The organism is Micromonospora sp. RTGN7 (assembly GCF_033804645.1).
GTDB lineage: Bacteria > Actinomycetota > Actinomycetes > Mycobacteriales > Micromonosporaceae > Micromonospora.
Window position 1 is genome coordinate 329,972 of the sequence record NZ_JAPZLF010000002.1, and the last position, 15,376, is coordinate 345,347.

The following is a 15,376-nucleotide window of genomic DNA, read 5'->3' on the forward strand; positions in this document are numbered from 1 at the left end:
AGCGAGAACCCGGCCGTGGCCCGCATCATGTAGGTCGGCCGACGAACGACAGGAGTGAGGTACTGGTGGACCCGCTCGATCGCATCGACGAACTGATCGCCATCGTGGAGCAGGCCCGCTCCGTTCCGATGTCGCGGAACAACTGCATGGTCGACCGGGGTGAGATGATCGCCGTCCTCGACGAGCTGCGCGCCGAGTTCCCCGCCGACCTGCGCCGGGCTGCCGTCCTGCTCGAGGAGCGGGACAAGATCATGGAGGCCGGCAAGCGGGAGGCCGACCGGATCATCAGCGAGGGTGAGGCGGAACACGCCCGCCTGGTCTCGATGAACGAGATCACCGTCTCCGCCGAGCACGAGGGGGCTCGGATCATCGCCGAGGCCCGGGCCGAGACGCAGCGGCTGCGCGAGGAGGTCGACGACTACGTCGACACCGCCCTGGCGAACTTCGAGCAGTTCCTCACCCGGGCGCTCGCCTCGATCGAGCGTGGCCGGGACAAGATGCACGCCCTGCGGGAGATCGGCACCTTCGGTGGGGACGAGACGGATCGCCCGCTACCCTTCTGAACGGCACCTCAGCAGCCGACAGGCGGGTGCGGGCGGCGCCCCCGGTTCGACGGTCCGGTGGTCGCCCAGGTAACCTGCTTTGTCGGCCTCTCACCGGCCGGAGTCTGACTATGCCCAAACGCTCGCCTTCATCACTCAACCCCAGGGCGCCGCTGGTCCTCGACACGAGGGACCTGCCGCGTCGCCCTGGCGCGTTGCGTACGCATCGGCGGGTCGTCCCGGCACCGGCGGACCTCGGCGTGGAGTTGATCGGCGTGCCGGAGGGCGCGGACCTCGACCTCGATCTGAGGTTGCAGTCGGTGTCCGAGGGCGTGCTCGTCTCCGGGACCGTGAGTGGTCCCGTCAAGGGCGAGTGCGGGCGGTGCCTGCGCGAGATCGACGACTCGGTGGCCGTGAACGTCCAGGAGCTGTACGCGTACGAGGACAGCACCACGGACGCCACGACCGACGAGGACGAGGTGGGCCGGATGCAGGACGATCTGATCGACCTGGAGCCGGTGCTGCGGGACGCGGTGGTGCTCGTGCTGCCGACCAACCCGCTCTGCCGGGAGGACTGCCCAGGCCTGTGCCCCGAATGTGGGGTGCAGTGGGATGATCTGCCGGCCGACCACAGTCACCAGCAGATCGACCCGCGTTGGGCGAGCCTGTCGCAACTGAACCGTACAGAGGAGTAGGAACCGTGGCCGTCCCGAAGCGCAAGATGTCGCGCAGCAACACCCGGTCCCGCCGGGCGAACTGGAAGGCGGCCGTGGTGGCGACCGTGGCCTGCCCGCAGTGCAAGTCCCCGAAGCTGCCGCACACGGCATGCTCCGTCTGCGGCACGTACAACGGCCGCCAGGTCATCGAGGTCTGACCTGGACGCCGAGTGACGCCCCCGACTTCCGGTCGGGTGGCGCGCGCATCCTGGCGATCGCCCGGTGTCCCGGCTCCCGCCGTCGCCGGCCGGCCCGTTCCGGCCGGCGTCCCGACGGAGCCGGGCACCGTGCGGATCGCCGTTGACCTCCTCGGCGGGGACGATGCTCCCGCCGTCGTGGTTGACGGCGCTCTGCGGGCCCTGCGCGCCGACCCGGACTTACACCTTCTACTCGTCGGCCCCACCGAGGTCGCCGACGGGCTGATCGGTGCCCTCGATCCGGCGCAACGCGCCCGGGTCACGGTCCGGCCGGTGCGCTTCGCCGTCGGCATGGCCGACCACCCCGTGGCCGCCCGGGCGGACAGCACCGTGCGGGCGGCGGTCACCGCCGTCCGCGAGGGCATCGCCGACGCCGTGGTCTCCGCCGGAGCGACCGGCGCCACCGTCACGGCTGCCGCCCTCGGCCTCGGCCGGTGGCCGCACGTGCGGCGGCCGGCGCTGGCCGCCACCCTGCCGGCGGTCGCCGGCCCGGTGGTGCTGCTCGACGTCGGCGGCTCCCTGGAACCCGGCCCCGCCACCCTGGCCCGGCACGCCGTGCTCGGGACGGCCTACGCGGCTGTCGCGCACGCGGTGGTCGAGCCCCGGTTGGGGTTGCTCTCCGTCGGGACCGAGGGCGGCAAGGGGGACCGGCTGCGGCGCACCACCGACCCACTGCTCGCCGCCGCGACGCTGCCCCACGGTGCGCGCTACGTCGGCCTCGTCGAGGGGTACGACGTCACCTCCGGGGGGCCCGCCGACGTGGTGGTGACCGACGGCTTCACGGGCAATGTGCTGCTCAAGGCGATCGAGGGCGCGTACGCGATGGCCGGCGGGCCACCGGCGAGCGGCGGCGCGCCCCGGGCGGCCGCTCTGCTGGGGGTGGCTGGGACGGTCGTCGTCTGTCACGGCGCGGCCCGGGGGGGCGATGTCGCCTCCGGCATCGCGCTCGCCGCCCATCTGTGGCGCAGCCGGGTCACCGAGGAGGTCTCCGCGCTGCTCGACGGCGCCCCCGCAGCCCTCAGGGAGCAGGGGGAGAACGCCGACCACCTCACCGACACCGAGGTGGCCCTGTGATCACCCGTCCCGTCCCGCCCCGACCAGGCCGGGTGTCCCGCGCCGGCGCTCCGGGGAGTGGGTCGCGTGCGGCCCGCCCAGTCGCGAACGAAGAGGTAACCGCATCATGATCAACGACAAGCGGCGGCGTGCCCCCGTCGGCCACCTGGAGGCCGCCTTCGGGGTCTCGCTGGAACCGGAGCTGCTGGAGCGGGCACTGACCCACCGCTCGTACGCGTACGAGAACGGTGGTCTGCCCACCAACGAGCGGCTGGAGTTCCTCGGCGACTCGGTGCTCGGCGTGGTGATCACCACCGCGCTCTTCCGCAACCACCCCGACCTGCCTGAGGGGCAGCTCGCGAAGCTGCGGGCGAGCGTGGTGAACATGCGGGCGCTCGCCGACGTGGCGCGCGGGCTGGGCCCGGACGGGCTCGGCGCGTACCTGCTGCTGGGTAAGGGCGAGGAGAGCACCGGGGGCAGGGACAAGGCGAGTATCCTCGCCGACACCCTGGAGGCCCTGCTCGGTGCGATCTACCTCCAGTACGACCTGGACACCGCCACCATCGTGATCCGTCGGCTCTTCGATCCGCTGATGGCGGAGTCGGCCGGGCGTGGCGCGGCACTGGACTGGAAGACCAGCCTCCAGGAGCTCACCGCCGCGCTCGGGCTGGGCGTCCCGGAGTACCGGATCGAGGGCACCGGCCCCGACCACCTCAAGACGTTCACCGCCTGGGTGGTGGTCGCCGGCAACCGCTACGGCGGGGCGGAGGGGCGCAGCAAGAAGGAGGCCGAGCAGCGGGCTGCCGAGTCGGCCTGGCGGGAGCTGACCGCACAGGCCGGTCAGGAGCAGCCCGAGCAGGCCACCGCCGAAGCCGACGGCCCCGAGCGGGCCGCCGCCGAGCGGGGTGGCCCGGCGGAGTCGGCCGGGCTCGATGCACGGGCGGGGTCGGCGGCCGTCGCCCAGGTCGGGCCGGCCGAGTCGGACGGGATGAACGGGGCGGGCATCGTGAACCGGGCGGCGCTGGCCGTGGCCGACGGGGACCCGGCGGGCGCCGGGACGGCAGGCGAGGCGGGCCGTGCCTGAACTGCCCGAGGTCGAGACCGTCCGGCAGGGGCTGGTTCAGTGGGTCACCGGCCGAAGTATCGCCGCCGTCGAGGTGCGCCATCCGCGGGCGGTCCGCCGGCACCTGGCCGGGCCGGGGCACTTCGCCGACGTGCTGGCCGGGCGGACGGTGTGCGACGTGCGCCGGCGCGGCAAGTACCTGTGGCTGCCGCTGGACAGCGGCGACGCGATCGTCGGCCACCTCGGCATGTCCGGCCAACTGCTGCTCCAGCCGGCCTCGGCGGCCGACGAGCTGCACCTGCGGGTCCGGTTCCGGTTCGCCGACGACGGCCCCGAGCTGCGCTTCGTCGACCAGCGCACCTTCGGCGGGCTCTCGGTCTCCTGCGGCGGAGCCGAGCTGCCAGCCGAGATCGCGCACATCGCCCGGGACCCGATGGACCCGGAGTTCTCCGACGCCGCCTTCGTCGCCGCCCTGCGCCGGCGGCGTACCGAGGTGAAGCGGGCACTGCTCGACCAGACCCTGATCTCCGGGGTCGGCAACATCTACGCCGACGAGGCGCTGTGGCGGGCGAAGTTGCACGGCTCCCGGCCGACTGACCTGCTGAGCGGGCCGGCCGCGCTGCGGCTGCTCGGCCACGTCCGGGACGTCCTCGGCGAGGCGACCGAGGAGGGCGGCACCAGCTTCGACGCCCTGTACGTCAACGTCAACGGGGAGAGCGGCTACTTCGACCGCGAGCTCAACGCGTACGGCCGGGAGGACAAGCCGTGCCGGCGTTGCGCAACGCCGATGCGCCGGGAGGCGTTCATGAACCGCTCCTCGTACAGTTGCCCCCGCTGCCAGCCCCGGCCCCGGGGAACGTTGCGGGGTTGACCCGGACTCGCCCCGGCGCGGGCCCCCGCTCGGCGGTGGGGGCGACGATGTCGTTGCGGGATCCGGGGCCGGCCGGTCAGGGGGCGTCCGGGCAGGGTGTCCGCCCCGCGTCGAGCTCGCGGTCCTTGCGGATGGAGGCGAGACCGTACCCGACGGCGGTCACGCAGAAGTCGGCCGGATCGCCCGTGTACTCGACGTGGAACACCGGCTTTCCGGCGTCGACGAACGGCAGCAGCTTCGCGCACCGGCGCAGCCGGACGCACTCCTCGTCGACGGCGAAGTCGAAGTCCGGCGCCAGCGCGGCCACCTGCGACACGTCGCCCAGCAGGCCGGGGGAGAGGCCCAGCGAGCGGGCCAGCTCGGCCACCCGCCGGTTGAACAGCAACTGGTCGTCGAAGTCGAGGGCGAGGCCGGGCCGGTGGGCGTACCCGTCGGCGTCCGCCACCGCCACCGCGCCGAAGCCCTTGCCCCGGCAGAGCCGCAACCGATCGGCGAGGATCGGCTTCAACACCTCCCACCGCCGGACGTCTACCCAGCGGGTGTTCGGCCGCGGGCCGGCCGCGCCGCGCAGCACCGGCGGGTACCGGTCGGCGTCCGGGTCCGTGCCGGCGTACGACCCGACGGCGACCTGACAGATCAGCCGGCGGTCCCGGGCGCGCAGCGCCGAGGTCTCGGTGGCGGTGGTGCGCACCGGGTCGAGCAGGAACACGTCAGCGTCGACCGTGGTGTCGAGTGGACCGGTGAGCTGCCACTGCCAGCGCCAGTGCCGGGCCGAAGCGGTCGGCCAGGGGGTGGGCGCGCCCGGCGGAACCAGGTTTGGCCGGCAGCCGTACGCCGCCGCGAGCAGCGCCAGCGTGACGAGCGCCCGCAGCAGCCGGAGTGGCCCATGCCCGATGCCGGGCGACGGCAGCCGGATCCGCATCGGCAGCTCCCGGGTAGCGGACGGCCCCCGGCCGCCCGGCCGGGCCCGCCGCCCCCACGTACCGCCTCGGCGGGCCTCACCCGGTGCAACGAGCGTGACCCCCGCCACGACTCGCCGTCGGTGCGGGGGTCACGCTCGGCCGGCTCAGCGCGGGGTCACGCTCGGCCGGCTCAGCGCGGGGTGCCGAAGACCTGCGTCCAGTACGGCCCGTCGTTGGTCGCGACGCCGACGCCGATCTCGGTGTAGGAGCAGTTCAGGATGTTGGTGCGGTGCCCGGAGCTCTTCATCCAGGCGTCCATCACCGCGGCCGGGGTCTTCTGGCCCCAGGCGACGTTCTCGGCGGCCCCGCTCCATGCGTACCCGACCCGGGCGAGCCGATCCGTGAGTTCGCTGCCGTCGCTGCCCTTGTGCGCCATCTCCTGGTGGTCGGCCTGGTCCTGGCTGTGCGCCTGGGCGGCGGCCGTCAGCTTGCTGTTGACCTTCAGCGCGCCGCAGCCGGCCTTCGCCCGTTCGGCGTTGACCAGGGTGACGACCTGCTGCGTCTGACTGCCGGTGCCGGTCGGGGCGGCGGTGCTGCGGGAGGCGGTCGGCGCAGTGGTGTTGCGATCCTTGACCCGCGACGCGGCGGTGGACCGGTCGGGCCTCGGGGTCGGCTTCACCGTCCGGCTCGGGGTGGGCGACGGTCGGGCGCTGGTGGGTGAGGCGCTCGGCGAGGGCGAGGCCGCAGGGCTGGCCGGCGTCGAGTCGAGGACGTCGCCGGGGACGATGGGCGCGGCGGCGATCGTGTCCGCGGTCGGCGTGGTGTCCTGTTCGTCCCCGCCCGGCAGGGTCAGGGCGCCGACGCCGAGGCTGACCACCAGGGTGGCCGCCGCGGCGGCCCCGCCGATCAGTAGCGGACGCGGGAATCGGCGGCGTCGCCCGTCGTTGTCGCTCTGGCGTGCCGCGAGGTCCACCCGCTGACCGCCGGCGGCCGACGCGGCACGCCCGACGATCGGGATGGGCCGGGTCGGCGGACCGTCGACCGGCCCGGGGTGCCACTGCCCGGTCGGCCGGTCACGCCAGGGCTCGGCGGCGGGTCGCATCGGCGCGCCCTCCGGGGGCTGCGGCTCGCCCGCGGGCTGCCACCGGCCGGTGGGCTCTTCCCGCCACGGCGTGTTGCCCGGCTGCTCCCACCGTGCGGTGGGCTGCCCGGCCCACGGCCGATCGGTCGGCTCCGCCTGGTACGGGTCGGCCTGGTACGGGTCGGCCGGCCGCCGGTTGCCCGGCTCGTCCCCGAACAGGTACGTCGATCGTGGCTCGGGCTGGTCGGTCAGCCAGGCCGGGTCGCCGGTCGGGGGGTCCTGGCGCCAGCGGGCGCCCTCCGCGTCGTTCGGGTCGGTAGCGCCGTACACGCCTGTCGCCTCCATGGGGTCGGTTGCGGGCCGGGCTGAACCTACGGGCGCGGTGCGAGCTGCGGCAACGTGGATAAGGAAGAGTTAAGCGAAGACGGCTCACGCGGTGGTCCGATCCGGCAATTCCGGGCGTACAGTTACCTGGTCCGGACAGAGCGTGTCCGTGCCTGGTGGCAGCCCTCGACAAGTGGACCGGGCCGACGTGGAGATGATCTACGGCCTGCGGGAACTTGACGAATGAGGGGTTGTCGGCTCAATATGTAGGTGTCGCCAGTCGCGCCCGGTCATGCCTAGATACTGGTAATGACAGCCGCGAACGAGTGGGCGCGCGTTGGTCCGGCCTTTCCGGCAGCGCAAATCAAGGAGTCAGTATGGCGAAGGCCCTCTACGGCCACGTAGGTGCAGCGTCCGATCGACGGCTGCTCGACGAGGTCACCCGACTGCGATCCAGGGCTCAGGCACTGGAGTTCGAGATCACGCGCCTGCGTGCCGAGAACGATCGGCTCGCGGCGGCTGCGGCGGAAGCGGATGATCTGCTTCGTCTGGCCGAGCCGGCGCTGACCTGATCTTCGGTTGTCGGACAACTGAATCGCACCACGGAAAAACCGCGCGCCGACACTTATGTGCCGGCGCGCCGCCACGTCCGGGGACATTTCTTCGGCCACCATTTCCTGATCTTGAATAATTGATCAAGGTGCCGTCCGGCAAATCGTCCGATCCGTGCCGGACAGGCCCCGCGAGCGTGGAGCGCCGCGTCCGACAGTGGCCCGGGGCGGGTCGCGTGCCCCACCCCCGGCGGCGCCGGGTTAGTCTGCGGGTTCACCAGGTCCGCGCAGCCCACGGCGGTCGGCGGCCACCGGACGAGGATCGAGAAGGTGTATCTCAAGAGCCTGACGGTGAAGGGCTTCAAGTCCTTCGCCTCCGCGACGACGCTGAAGCTGGAGCCCGGGATCACCTGTGTGGTGGGCCCGAACGGCTCCGGCAAGTCCAACGTCGTCGACGCCATCGCCTGGGTGCTCGGCGAGCAGGGCGCGAAGGCGCTGCGCGGTGGCAAGATGGAGGACGTCATCTTCGCCGGCACCGCCGGGCGGGCGCCGCTGGGCCGGGCCGAGGTCACCCTCACCATCGACAACACCGACGGCGCGCTGCCGATCGAGTACACCGAGGTCTCCATCACCCGCCGGATGTTCCGCTCCGGCGAGAGCGAGTACGAGATCAACGGTGATTCCTGCCGCCTGCTCGACATCCAGGAGCTGCTGTCGGACTCCGGCATCGGCCGGGAGATGCACATCATCGTCGGGCAGGGCCGGCTCGACGGGATGCTGCACGCCAAGCCGGAGGACCGGCGGGCATTCATCGAAGAGGCAGCCGGCGTCCTCAAGCACCGTAAGCGCAAGGAGAAGGCGCTGCGGAAGCTCGACGCGATGCAGCTCAACCTCAACCGGCTCACCGACCTCACCGCCGAGCTGCGCCGCCAGCTCAAGCCGCTGGGGCGGCAGGCCGAGATGGCCCGACGGGCCGCCGCGATCCAGGCCAACCTGCGCGACGCCCGGCTGCGGCTGCTCGCCGACGACCTGGCCACCCTGCGCGCCACGCTCGACAAGGAGATCGCCGACGAGAGCGCCCTGCGCGAGCGGCGCGAGCAGGTCGAGGCGGAGCACGCGCAGGTGCAGGGCCGCCTCGGCGAGTTGGAGGCCGCCCTCGCCGTCGACGCCCCGCTGCTCGCCGCCGCCCAGGACACCTGGTACAAGCTCTCCGCGCTCTCCGAGCGGTTCCGCTCCGTCGAGCAGCTCGCCCGGGAGCGACTGCGCCACCTCAGCGCCGCCGGCGACGACGAACGACCCGGCCGCGACCCCGACCAACTGGAGGCCGAGGCCGAGCGGGTCGGCGAGGAGGAGGAGGAACTGCGCGCGGCGCTCACCGACGACCAGATCCGGCTCGCCGAGGCCGTTGAGCACCGGCAGGAGCTGGAACGGCAGCTCGCCGCCGCCGAGCGGGAACTGGTCGCCGCCGCGAAGGCGATCGCCGACCGGCGGGAAGGGCTGGCCCGGCTCACCGGGCAGGTGAACTCGGCCCAGGCCCGCACCACCAGCGCCGGCGAGGAGATCGACCGGCTCGCCGCCGCGCATGCCGACGCCATGGCCCGGGCCGAGCACGCGCAGGCCGACCTCGACGCGGTGGCCGAGCAGTCCACCGAGGCGGACCGGGACAACGCCGACCTCGACGCCCGGCACGCCGAGGCGGTCGCCGTGCAGGAGCGGGCGCAGACCGCCGTCCGGTCTCTCGCCGACGCCGAGCGGGCCGCCGAGAAGGAGGCCGCGACGCAGAAGGCCCGCGAGGAGGCGCTCGCCATCGGCCTGCGCCGCAAGGACGGCGCGGGTGCGCTGCTCGCCCGCGCCGGTGAGGTGCCCGGCCTGCTCGGCAGCCTGGCCAGCCTGCTCACCGTCGCCCCGGGGCACTCCGCGGCGCTCGCCGCCGCGCTCGGCGGGCTCGCCGACGCGGTCGCGGTCACCGGGGTCGACGAGGCCGTCGAGGCGATGCGGCTGCTGAAGATCTCCGACGCCGGCCGGGCCGGCCTGCTGGTCGGCAGCCCCGCCGGGCCGGGCATGACCGGCCCGGCCGACGCGCTGCGCCCGAAGTTGCCCGATGCCGCCCGGTGGGCCCCCGACCTGGTCGAGTGCTCGCCCGAGCTCCGCCCGGCCGTGCACCGGGCGCTGCGCGACGTGGCGCTGGTCGACGACCTCGCCGCCGCTGCCGAGCTGGTCGCGAGCAACCCGGAGCTGCGCGCGGTCACTCCCGACGGCGACGTGGTCGGGGCGTACGAGGCCGCCGGGGGATCGGCCAAGGCGCCCAGCTTCATCGAGGTGCAGGCCGCCGTCGAGGAGACCCGGGCCAACCGGACGGCCGCCGAGCAGTCCGCCGCCGAGCTGCGGGATCAGCTCGCCGACGCGCGCGCCGAGGTGGCCGCCGCCAAGGAGGTCGTACAGCACGCCGCCGCCGCGAAGCGGGAGGCCGAGAGCCACCGCAACGCCGCCGCCCGCCGGCTCGCCGAGCTGGGTGCCGCCGCCCGATCGGCGAAGGCGGAGACCGACCGGCTCGGCGACTCCCGGGCCCGCGCGGAGGCGGCCCGGGAACGCGACCTCGCCACCCTGGCCGAGCTGGCGGAGCGGCTCCGGCTGGCCGAGACCACCCCGATCGACGCCGAGCCGTCCGCCGAGGAGCGTGACCAACTCGCCGCCATGGTGCCGCAGGCCCGGCAGAACGAGATGGAGGTCCGGCTCGCGGTGCGTACCGCCGAGGAGCGGGTCTCGTCGATCGCCGGCCGCGCCGACTCGCTGCGCCGGCAGGCCGCCGCCGAGCGGGCCGCGCGGGAGCGGGCGGCGGCCCGCCGGGCCGCCCGCGCCCGGGGGGCCAACATCGCCCGGGCCGTGGCCGGCGGCGCCCGCGAGGCGCTGACCCGGCTGACCACCTCCATCGCGGCCGCCGAGGAGCACCGCGACGCCGTGGCGCGTGAACGCGCCGCCCGGGAGGCCGAGCTGGCGGAGGTACGCGGCGCGGCGAAGCGCCTCGGCGCGGAGCTGGAGCGGCTGACCGGCCAGGTGCACCGGGACGAGGTGGCCCGTGCCGAGCAGCGGCTGCGCATCGAACAGTTGGAGATGAAGGCCGCCGAGGACTTCGCCCTGGATGTGGAGACCCTGGTCGCCGAGTACGGCCCGACCCAGCCCGTGCCGCCGACGCAGGCCGACGTCGCGGCGGCCGAGCGGGACGGGCTGCCGGTGCCCGAGCCGGTCCGCTACGAGCGCCCGGTGCAGGAGAAGCGGGCCGCCAAGGCGGAACGCGAGCTGGCCCTGCTCGGCAAGGTCAACCCGCTCGCGCTGGAGGAGTTCGCCGCGTTGGAGGAGCGGTTCAAGTTCCTCTCCGAGCAGTTGGAGGACCTGAAGGCCACCCGCCGGGACCTGCTCACCGTGGTCCGGGACGTTGACGAACGGATCCTGGAGGTGTTCGCCAGCGCGTTCGCCGACACCGCCCGGGAGTTCGAGCAGGTCTTCACGGTGCTCTTCCCCGGTGGCGAGGGCCGGCTGATCCTCACCGAGCCCGACGACCTGCTCGCCACCGGAGTCGAGGTGGAGGCCCGCCCGCCGGGCAAGAGGATCAAGCGGCTCTCGCTGCTCTCCGGCGGGGAGCGGTCGCTGACGGCGGTGGCCATGCTGGTGGCGATCTTCCGGGCCCGGCCCAGCCCGTTCTACATCATGGACGAGGTGGAGGCGGCTCTCGACGACGTCAACCTGGGCAGGTTGATCACGTTGCTGGCACAGTTGCGGGAGAAGAGTCAGTTGATCGTCATCACCCACCAGAAGCGGACGATGGAGATCGCCGACGCCCTCTACGGGGTGACCATGCGTAGCGGTGTCACCCAGGTGATCAGCCAGCGGCTCAACCGGGCCGACGGGGAGAACGAGCGGCACGGCCGCGGCGAGGAGAATCAGTAGTGGCTCGGGAACGTGCGACGGCGCTCCTGGTGGACTTCGACGGGGTGCTGCGACGCTGGGACCCGGCGGTCGCCGCCGGGGTGGAACGGGAGTACGGCCTCTCGTCGGGGGTGCTCACCGAGATCGCCATGCAGTGGGGGCGGCTCCAGCCGGTGCTGACCGGCCAGGTCAGTCACGCCGACTGGATGGCCAACGTGGCCGACGCGCTGGCCGGGTCGGTCGGCGGTCCGGAGCGCGCCCGGGCGGCGGTGCAGCAGTGGCAGCGCTACCGGGGCGAGGTCGACTCCGAGGTGCTGGCGTTCGTCCGCGAGGTGCGGGCCGCCGGCGTGCGGGTGGGGCTCGGCACCAACGCCACCGACGTGCTCGACACCGACCTCGCCGCCCTCGGCCTGGCCGGCGAGCTGGACGTGGTGGTCAACTCCTCGGTCGTCGGGGTGCACAAGCCGGCGAAGGAATACTTCGAGGCGGCCTGCGCCGCTCTGGAGACGCCCCCGGCCCGGGTTCTCTTCGTCGACGACGAGGACTGGGCGATTCGGGGCGCCCGGGCCGCCGGGCTGTCCGCGTACCGGTGGGACGGGCCCGCGGGGCTGCGCTACCTGCGGGCCGCGCTGGAGCCGGCGCGGGCCTGACGGCGCCTCCTGCGGGCGGCGCTGGAGCTGGCGTGGGTGCCCCGGCTGCCCCCGGTCGGGGGCGGTGGCGGTCAGTCGCCGGTGACGCCGTCGATGCGTTCGCGGATCAGGTCGGCGTGGCCGTTGTGCCGGGCGTACTCCTCGATCATGTGCACGTAGACCCAGCGGACGTTCATCTCGTCGGCGTTGCCGTCGCGGGGCCGGGCGAAGGTCTGGTCCAGCGAGAGGCCTGCGGCGGCCGCCCGGACGGCCTCGACCTCCGTGGCGAAGGTGGCGAAGTCGGCCTCCGCGTCGGCGTCGGCGACGTCGTCCAGGTCACCGTCGGGGCTGGCCTCGGTGTTGTAGATGTCGTCGAGTCGCTGGCCGGCGGCCCGGATCCGGAACCACCAGCGCTCCACCTCGGACATGTGCCGCACCAGGCCGAGCAGGGTCAGCCCTGACGGCTCCACACTGGGGGTCTTCAGCTGCTCGGCGGTCAGGCCGGCGCACTTCATCAGCAGGGTCTGCCGCTGGTATTCCAGCCAGCCCTCCAGCATGGTGCGCTCGTCGCCGACGTACGGTTCGTTGGTCCGGGTGATCTCCGGTGCTCTCCAGGTCATCGGGTCATCCTTGCCGGTGCCCCAGACATTCGGCGACCGGATTAGCCGGGGCGGAGGTGTTAGGAAGGGGCCCTTCCTATACAAAAAGCGTTAACAGGGTGCCCTTCCTTACGGGACGACGAGGACGGGCCAGCGGCCGGTGCGGACCAGGCGGGTGGCGACCGAGCCGACCAGCCGGTGACCGGCCTGCTCGGAGGAGCCGACCACCACCAGGTCCGCCAGGGTCTCGTCGGCCGCCGCGCACAGCTCGGCGTACGCGTCCCCGCGCCGGCACAGGAACGTCACCGGCAGCCCCAGCTCCTCGGCGTCGCGGCGGCACTCCTCGCGCAGCTCGGCGGCCAGCTGGTCGTGGGTCTGCTGGACGGACTCGGCCACCAGGCCCGGCATCATCGCCGTGTAGGGGGCCGGTGTGCTGACGAAGACCACCACCAGCCCCGCGCCCTGCCGGCGGGCCAGCCCCGCCGCGTACGAGGTGGCCCGCAGCGAGGTCCGGGTGCCGTCGACGCCGACCAGCACCACCCGGGGCCCGTCCGTGCCGCGCTCGAAGGGCTGGGGACGGGCCGCCGGGCCGTAGTCCTCCCGGTCGAGGGGCGCTCCCACGCTCATGTCGTCGTCCTCAGCTCTTGTCGCCGGAGCGGACCACCGCCGCGGCGTGGGCGGCGCCCAGCGTCGGCTTCCGGTCGTGCTCGGCGGAGGCGGTCGATCGCCGCTGGTTTCCCGCGAGGCCGCCGGTCGACTGCCGGTCGGTCCCGGCGGCAGCCGTCGAGTCCCGCTCGGCCTCGTCGGCCGTGGGGCCGTTGTGCCGCCGCAGGGGAACCTCCTTGATGAAGCTCACCGCGATCAGCGCGATCAGCGCGAACGGCGCGGCGGCCAGGAAGACATCGCCAGCGCCATGGCCGTACGCGCTCTCCACGACCGTGCGGATCGGGCCGGGCAGGGCGTGCACGTCGGGCAGGCCGCTGCCGCCGGAGGCGGAGGCCGGAAGGCCGAGGCCGGCGAGCCCGTCGGCGATGAAGTCCTTGACCCGGTGGCCCAGGACCGCGCCGAGGGCGGAGACGCCTACCGCGCCGCCCAGGCTGCGGAAGAAGGCCACCACCGAGCTGGCCGCGCCCAGGTCCTGCGGGCCGACGGTGTTCTGCACGGCGAGCACCAGGTTCTGCATGGTCATGCCCAGACCGACGCCGATGATGGCCATGTAGCAGCTGAGCAGCCAGAAGTTGGTGTCGTAGCGGAGCGTGCCCATGAGGGCGAAGCCGATGGTGAGCAGCGCCGCGCCGGCGACGAGGTACCGCTTCCAGCGCCCGGTCTTCGTGATCAGCCGTCCGGTCACCGTGGAGGAGATCAGCAGGCCGAGGATCATCGGCAGGGTCATCAGGCCGGACATGGTCGGGCTCTGGCCGCGGCTGATCTGGAAGTACTGGCTGAGGAAGACCGACGCGCCGAACATGCCGACGCCGACCGCGATGCTGGCCACGGTGGCCAGGGTGATGGTGCGGTTGCGGAACAGTCGCGGCGGAATGACCGGCTCGGAGGCGCGGGTCTCGACCCGGATCGCCAGCGCGCCGATCAGCAGCGCCCCGACCACCAGCACGGCGCTCTGCCAGGACATCCAGTCGTACTTGTCGCCGGCGAGGGAGACCCAGATCAGCAGCAGCGACACGGCGGCGGTGATCAGGGTGGCGCCCCACCAGTCGATCTTCACCTGGCGCCGGACCACCGGTAGGTGCAGGGTCTTCTGGAGCACCACGAGGGCGGCGAGGGCGAACGGCACGCCGACGTAGAAGCACCAGCGCCAGCCGAGCCAGGAGGTGTCGACGATCACGCCGCCGATCAGCGGGCCGCCGATGGTGCCGACGGCCATCACCGCGCCGAGGTAGCCGCTGTAGCGGCCCCGCTCACGCGGCGAGATCATCGAAGCCATGATCACCTGGGCCAGCGCGGTGAGGCCGCCGGCACCGATGCCCTGCAGCACCCGGCAGGCGATCAGCCACTCGGTCGACTGGGACAACCCGGCCAGCACCGAGCCCAGCACGTAGATCACCAGGGAGAGCTGGACCAGGGCTTTCTTGCTGATCAGATCGGAGAGCTTGCCCCAGAGCGGGATGGTCGCGGTGGTAGCCAGCAGCGTCGAGGTGACCACCCACGTGTACGCGGACTGGCCGCCGCGCAGCTCGGTGATGATCCGCGGCAGCGCGTTCGAGACGACCGTGGAGGAGAGGATCGCGACGAACATGCCCAGCAGTAGTCCGGAGAGGGCCTCCAGGATCTGCCGGTGGGACATCGCGACGCCGGTCGTCCGACTGGGCGCTGTCGTTTGGGACATCGTGGCTGCCTCCGGTGGGAAGAAAAGTAGTTGCTCAGGGCAACCATATGGTTTTGTTGCCCCGAGCAACAACCGAAGGTGAGGAGGATCCATTCCCGGCGGCGCCGGTGCCAGATCAGTCGAGGGCGTCGTTGAACTGGCGCAGGAGCTGGGCGAAGTTCTCCACGTCGGGCCTCTCCCAGCGCTCCAGAATGCGCCGGAACTCCGCCAGCCGGGACGCCCGGGCGGCGTCGAACCGGCGCTGCCCCTCCGCGGTCAGGCTGAGCGGGGACGCCCGCCGATCGTCCGGGTCCGACTCCCGGCGCACCAGCCCCAGCGCCTCCAGGGCGTTGATCTGCCGGCTCAGCGTCGCCTTGCCGACCCCCAGCCGGGCGGCCAGGTCGGTCAGCCGGATGGAGTCGCACCGACGCAGCCAGAGCAGCAGCCCGTACGCGTTCGGCTCCAGGTCGGGGTGCACCTCCTTGGCGATATCCCAGGAGACTGACCGCCCACGGCGCAGCAGCGCGGTCAGTTCGTGCTCCACGGCCCGCAGGGTCTCCGGCTGATGCTCGTCCACCCTGCCAGGGTACGGCGTACGGCG

At 73.2% G+C, this 15,376-nt stretch carries 14 protein-coding genes and 1 pseudogene; 9 read left to right on the plus strand and 6 right to left on the minus strand.

The genetic code is table 11. The features are described from left to right. The first annotated feature begins 65 nt into the window (after window positions 1-65). The 6 genes and pseudogenes from SNR22_RS04835 to mutM all read left to right on the plus strand — a co-directional run bounded on the left by SNR22_RS04835 (window position 66) and on the right by mutM (window position 4,442). Window positions 66-563, plus strand: coding sequence for a hypothetical protein (locus SNR22_RS04835; protein ID WP_320065221.1), 498 nt, complete (start codon window positions 66-68; stop codon window positions 561-563). Window positions 564-673: 110 nt separating this feature from the next. Then, window positions 674-1,237 (plus strand): YceD family protein, encoded by a 564-nt coding sequence (locus SNR22_RS04840; RefSeq protein ID WP_320065222.1) that lies wholly within the window; start codon window positions 674-676, stop codon window positions 1,235-1,237. 5 nt (window positions 1,238-1,242) lie between these two features. Then, a complete protein-coding gene (rpmF, locus tag SNR22_RS04845) occupies window positions 1,243-1,416 on the plus strand; it encodes a 50S ribosomal protein L32 (RefSeq protein ID WP_266267178.1) in 174 nt (57 codons plus the stop codon). Window positions 1,417-1,545: 129 nt separating this feature from the next. Further along, on the plus strand, window positions 1,546-2,529 hold the full coding sequence (locus tag SNR22_RS04850) for a phosphate acyltransferase PlsX (RefSeq protein WP_320065223.1): 984 nt from the start codon (window positions 1,546-1,548) through the stop codon (window positions 2,527-2,529). Window positions 2,530-2,635: 106 nt separating this feature from the next. Then, window positions 2,636-3,388: pseudogene (gene rnc / locus SNR22_RS04855) on the plus strand (ribonuclease III); the annotation flags it as partial. A 196-nt stretch (window positions 3,389-3,584) separates the two neighbouring features. Next, entirely contained in the window at window positions 3,585-4,442 is an 858-nt protein-coding gene (mutM, locus tag SNR22_RS04860) for a bifunctional DNA-formamidopyrimidine glycosylase/DNA-(apurinic or apyrimidinic site) lyase (RefSeq protein WP_320065224.1), read from the plus strand. Window positions 4,443-4,518: 76 nt separating this feature from the next. Here the strand turns inward: mutM and SNR22_RS04865 are convergent, their stop codons facing one another. Together SNR22_RS04865 and SNR22_RS04870 are read right to left on the minus strand one after the other, a co-directional pair. After that, complete coding sequence (locus SNR22_RS04865) at window positions 4,519-5,364, minus strand: endo alpha-1,4 polygalactosaminidase (protein ID WP_320065225.1); 846 nt, start codon at window positions 5,362-5,364, stop codon at window positions 4,519-4,521. Between the two features lie 170 nt (window positions 5,365-5,534). After that, window positions 5,535-6,770, minus strand: a complete 1,236-nt coding sequence (locus SNR22_RS04870) for a CAP domain-containing protein (RefSeq protein WP_320065226.1) — start codon at window positions 6,768-6,770, stop codon at window positions 5,535-5,537. Window positions 6,771-7,126: 356 nt separating this feature from the next. Here SNR22_RS04870 and SNR22_RS04875 point away from each other — a divergent pair, with 356 nt between their 5' ends. The 3 genes from SNR22_RS04875 (at window position 7,127) to SNR22_RS04885 (ending at window position 11,874) form a co-directional block, all read left to right on the plus strand. Continuing rightward, window positions 7,127-7,321: a hypothetical protein gene (locus SNR22_RS04875; protein WP_320065227.1), complete on the plus strand. Its 195-nt coding sequence runs from the start codon at window positions 7,127-7,129 to the stop codon at window positions 7,319-7,321. 309 nt (window positions 7,322-7,630) lie between these two features. Beyond that, window positions 7,631-11,245 (plus strand): chromosome segregation protein SMC, encoded by a 3,615-nt coding sequence (gene smc / locus SNR22_RS04880; protein ID WP_320065228.1) that lies wholly within the window; start codon window positions 7,631-7,633, stop codon window positions 11,243-11,245. Then, window positions 11,245-11,874, plus strand: a complete 630-nt coding sequence (locus SNR22_RS04885; RefSeq protein WP_320065229.1) for an HAD-IA family hydrolase — start codon at window positions 11,245-11,247, stop codon at window positions 11,872-11,874. Before smc ends, SNR22_RS04885 begins: the two co-directional genes overlap by 1 nt. A 71-nt stretch (window positions 11,875-11,945) precedes the next feature. Here the strand turns inward: SNR22_RS04885 and SNR22_RS04890 are convergent, their stop codons facing one another. From SNR22_RS04890 to SNR22_RS04905, 4 genes are all read right to left on the minus strand, one after another. Further along, window positions 11,946-12,473 (minus strand): DinB family protein, encoded by a 528-nt coding sequence (locus tag SNR22_RS04890; RefSeq protein WP_320065230.1) that lies wholly within the window; start codon window positions 12,471-12,473, stop codon window positions 11,946-11,948. A 108-nt stretch (window positions 12,474-12,581) separates the two neighbouring features. Next, window positions 12,582-13,079, minus strand: coding sequence for a universal stress protein (locus SNR22_RS04895; protein ID WP_320065231.1), 498 nt, complete (start codon window positions 13,077-13,079; stop codon window positions 12,582-12,584). A 10-nt stretch (window positions 13,080-13,089) separates the two neighbouring features. Continuing rightward, complete coding sequence (locus tag SNR22_RS04900) at window positions 13,090-14,796, minus strand: MDR family MFS transporter (protein ID WP_320065232.1); 1,707 nt, start codon at window positions 14,794-14,796, stop codon at window positions 13,090-13,092. Between the two features lie 115 nt (window positions 14,797-14,911). Beyond that, window positions 14,912-15,352 (minus strand): MarR family winged helix-turn-helix transcriptional regulator, encoded by a 441-nt coding sequence (locus SNR22_RS04905; RefSeq protein WP_320065233.1) that lies wholly within the window; start codon window positions 15,350-15,352, stop codon window positions 14,912-14,914. Between the last annotated feature and the right edge of the window lie 24 nt (window positions 15,353-15,376).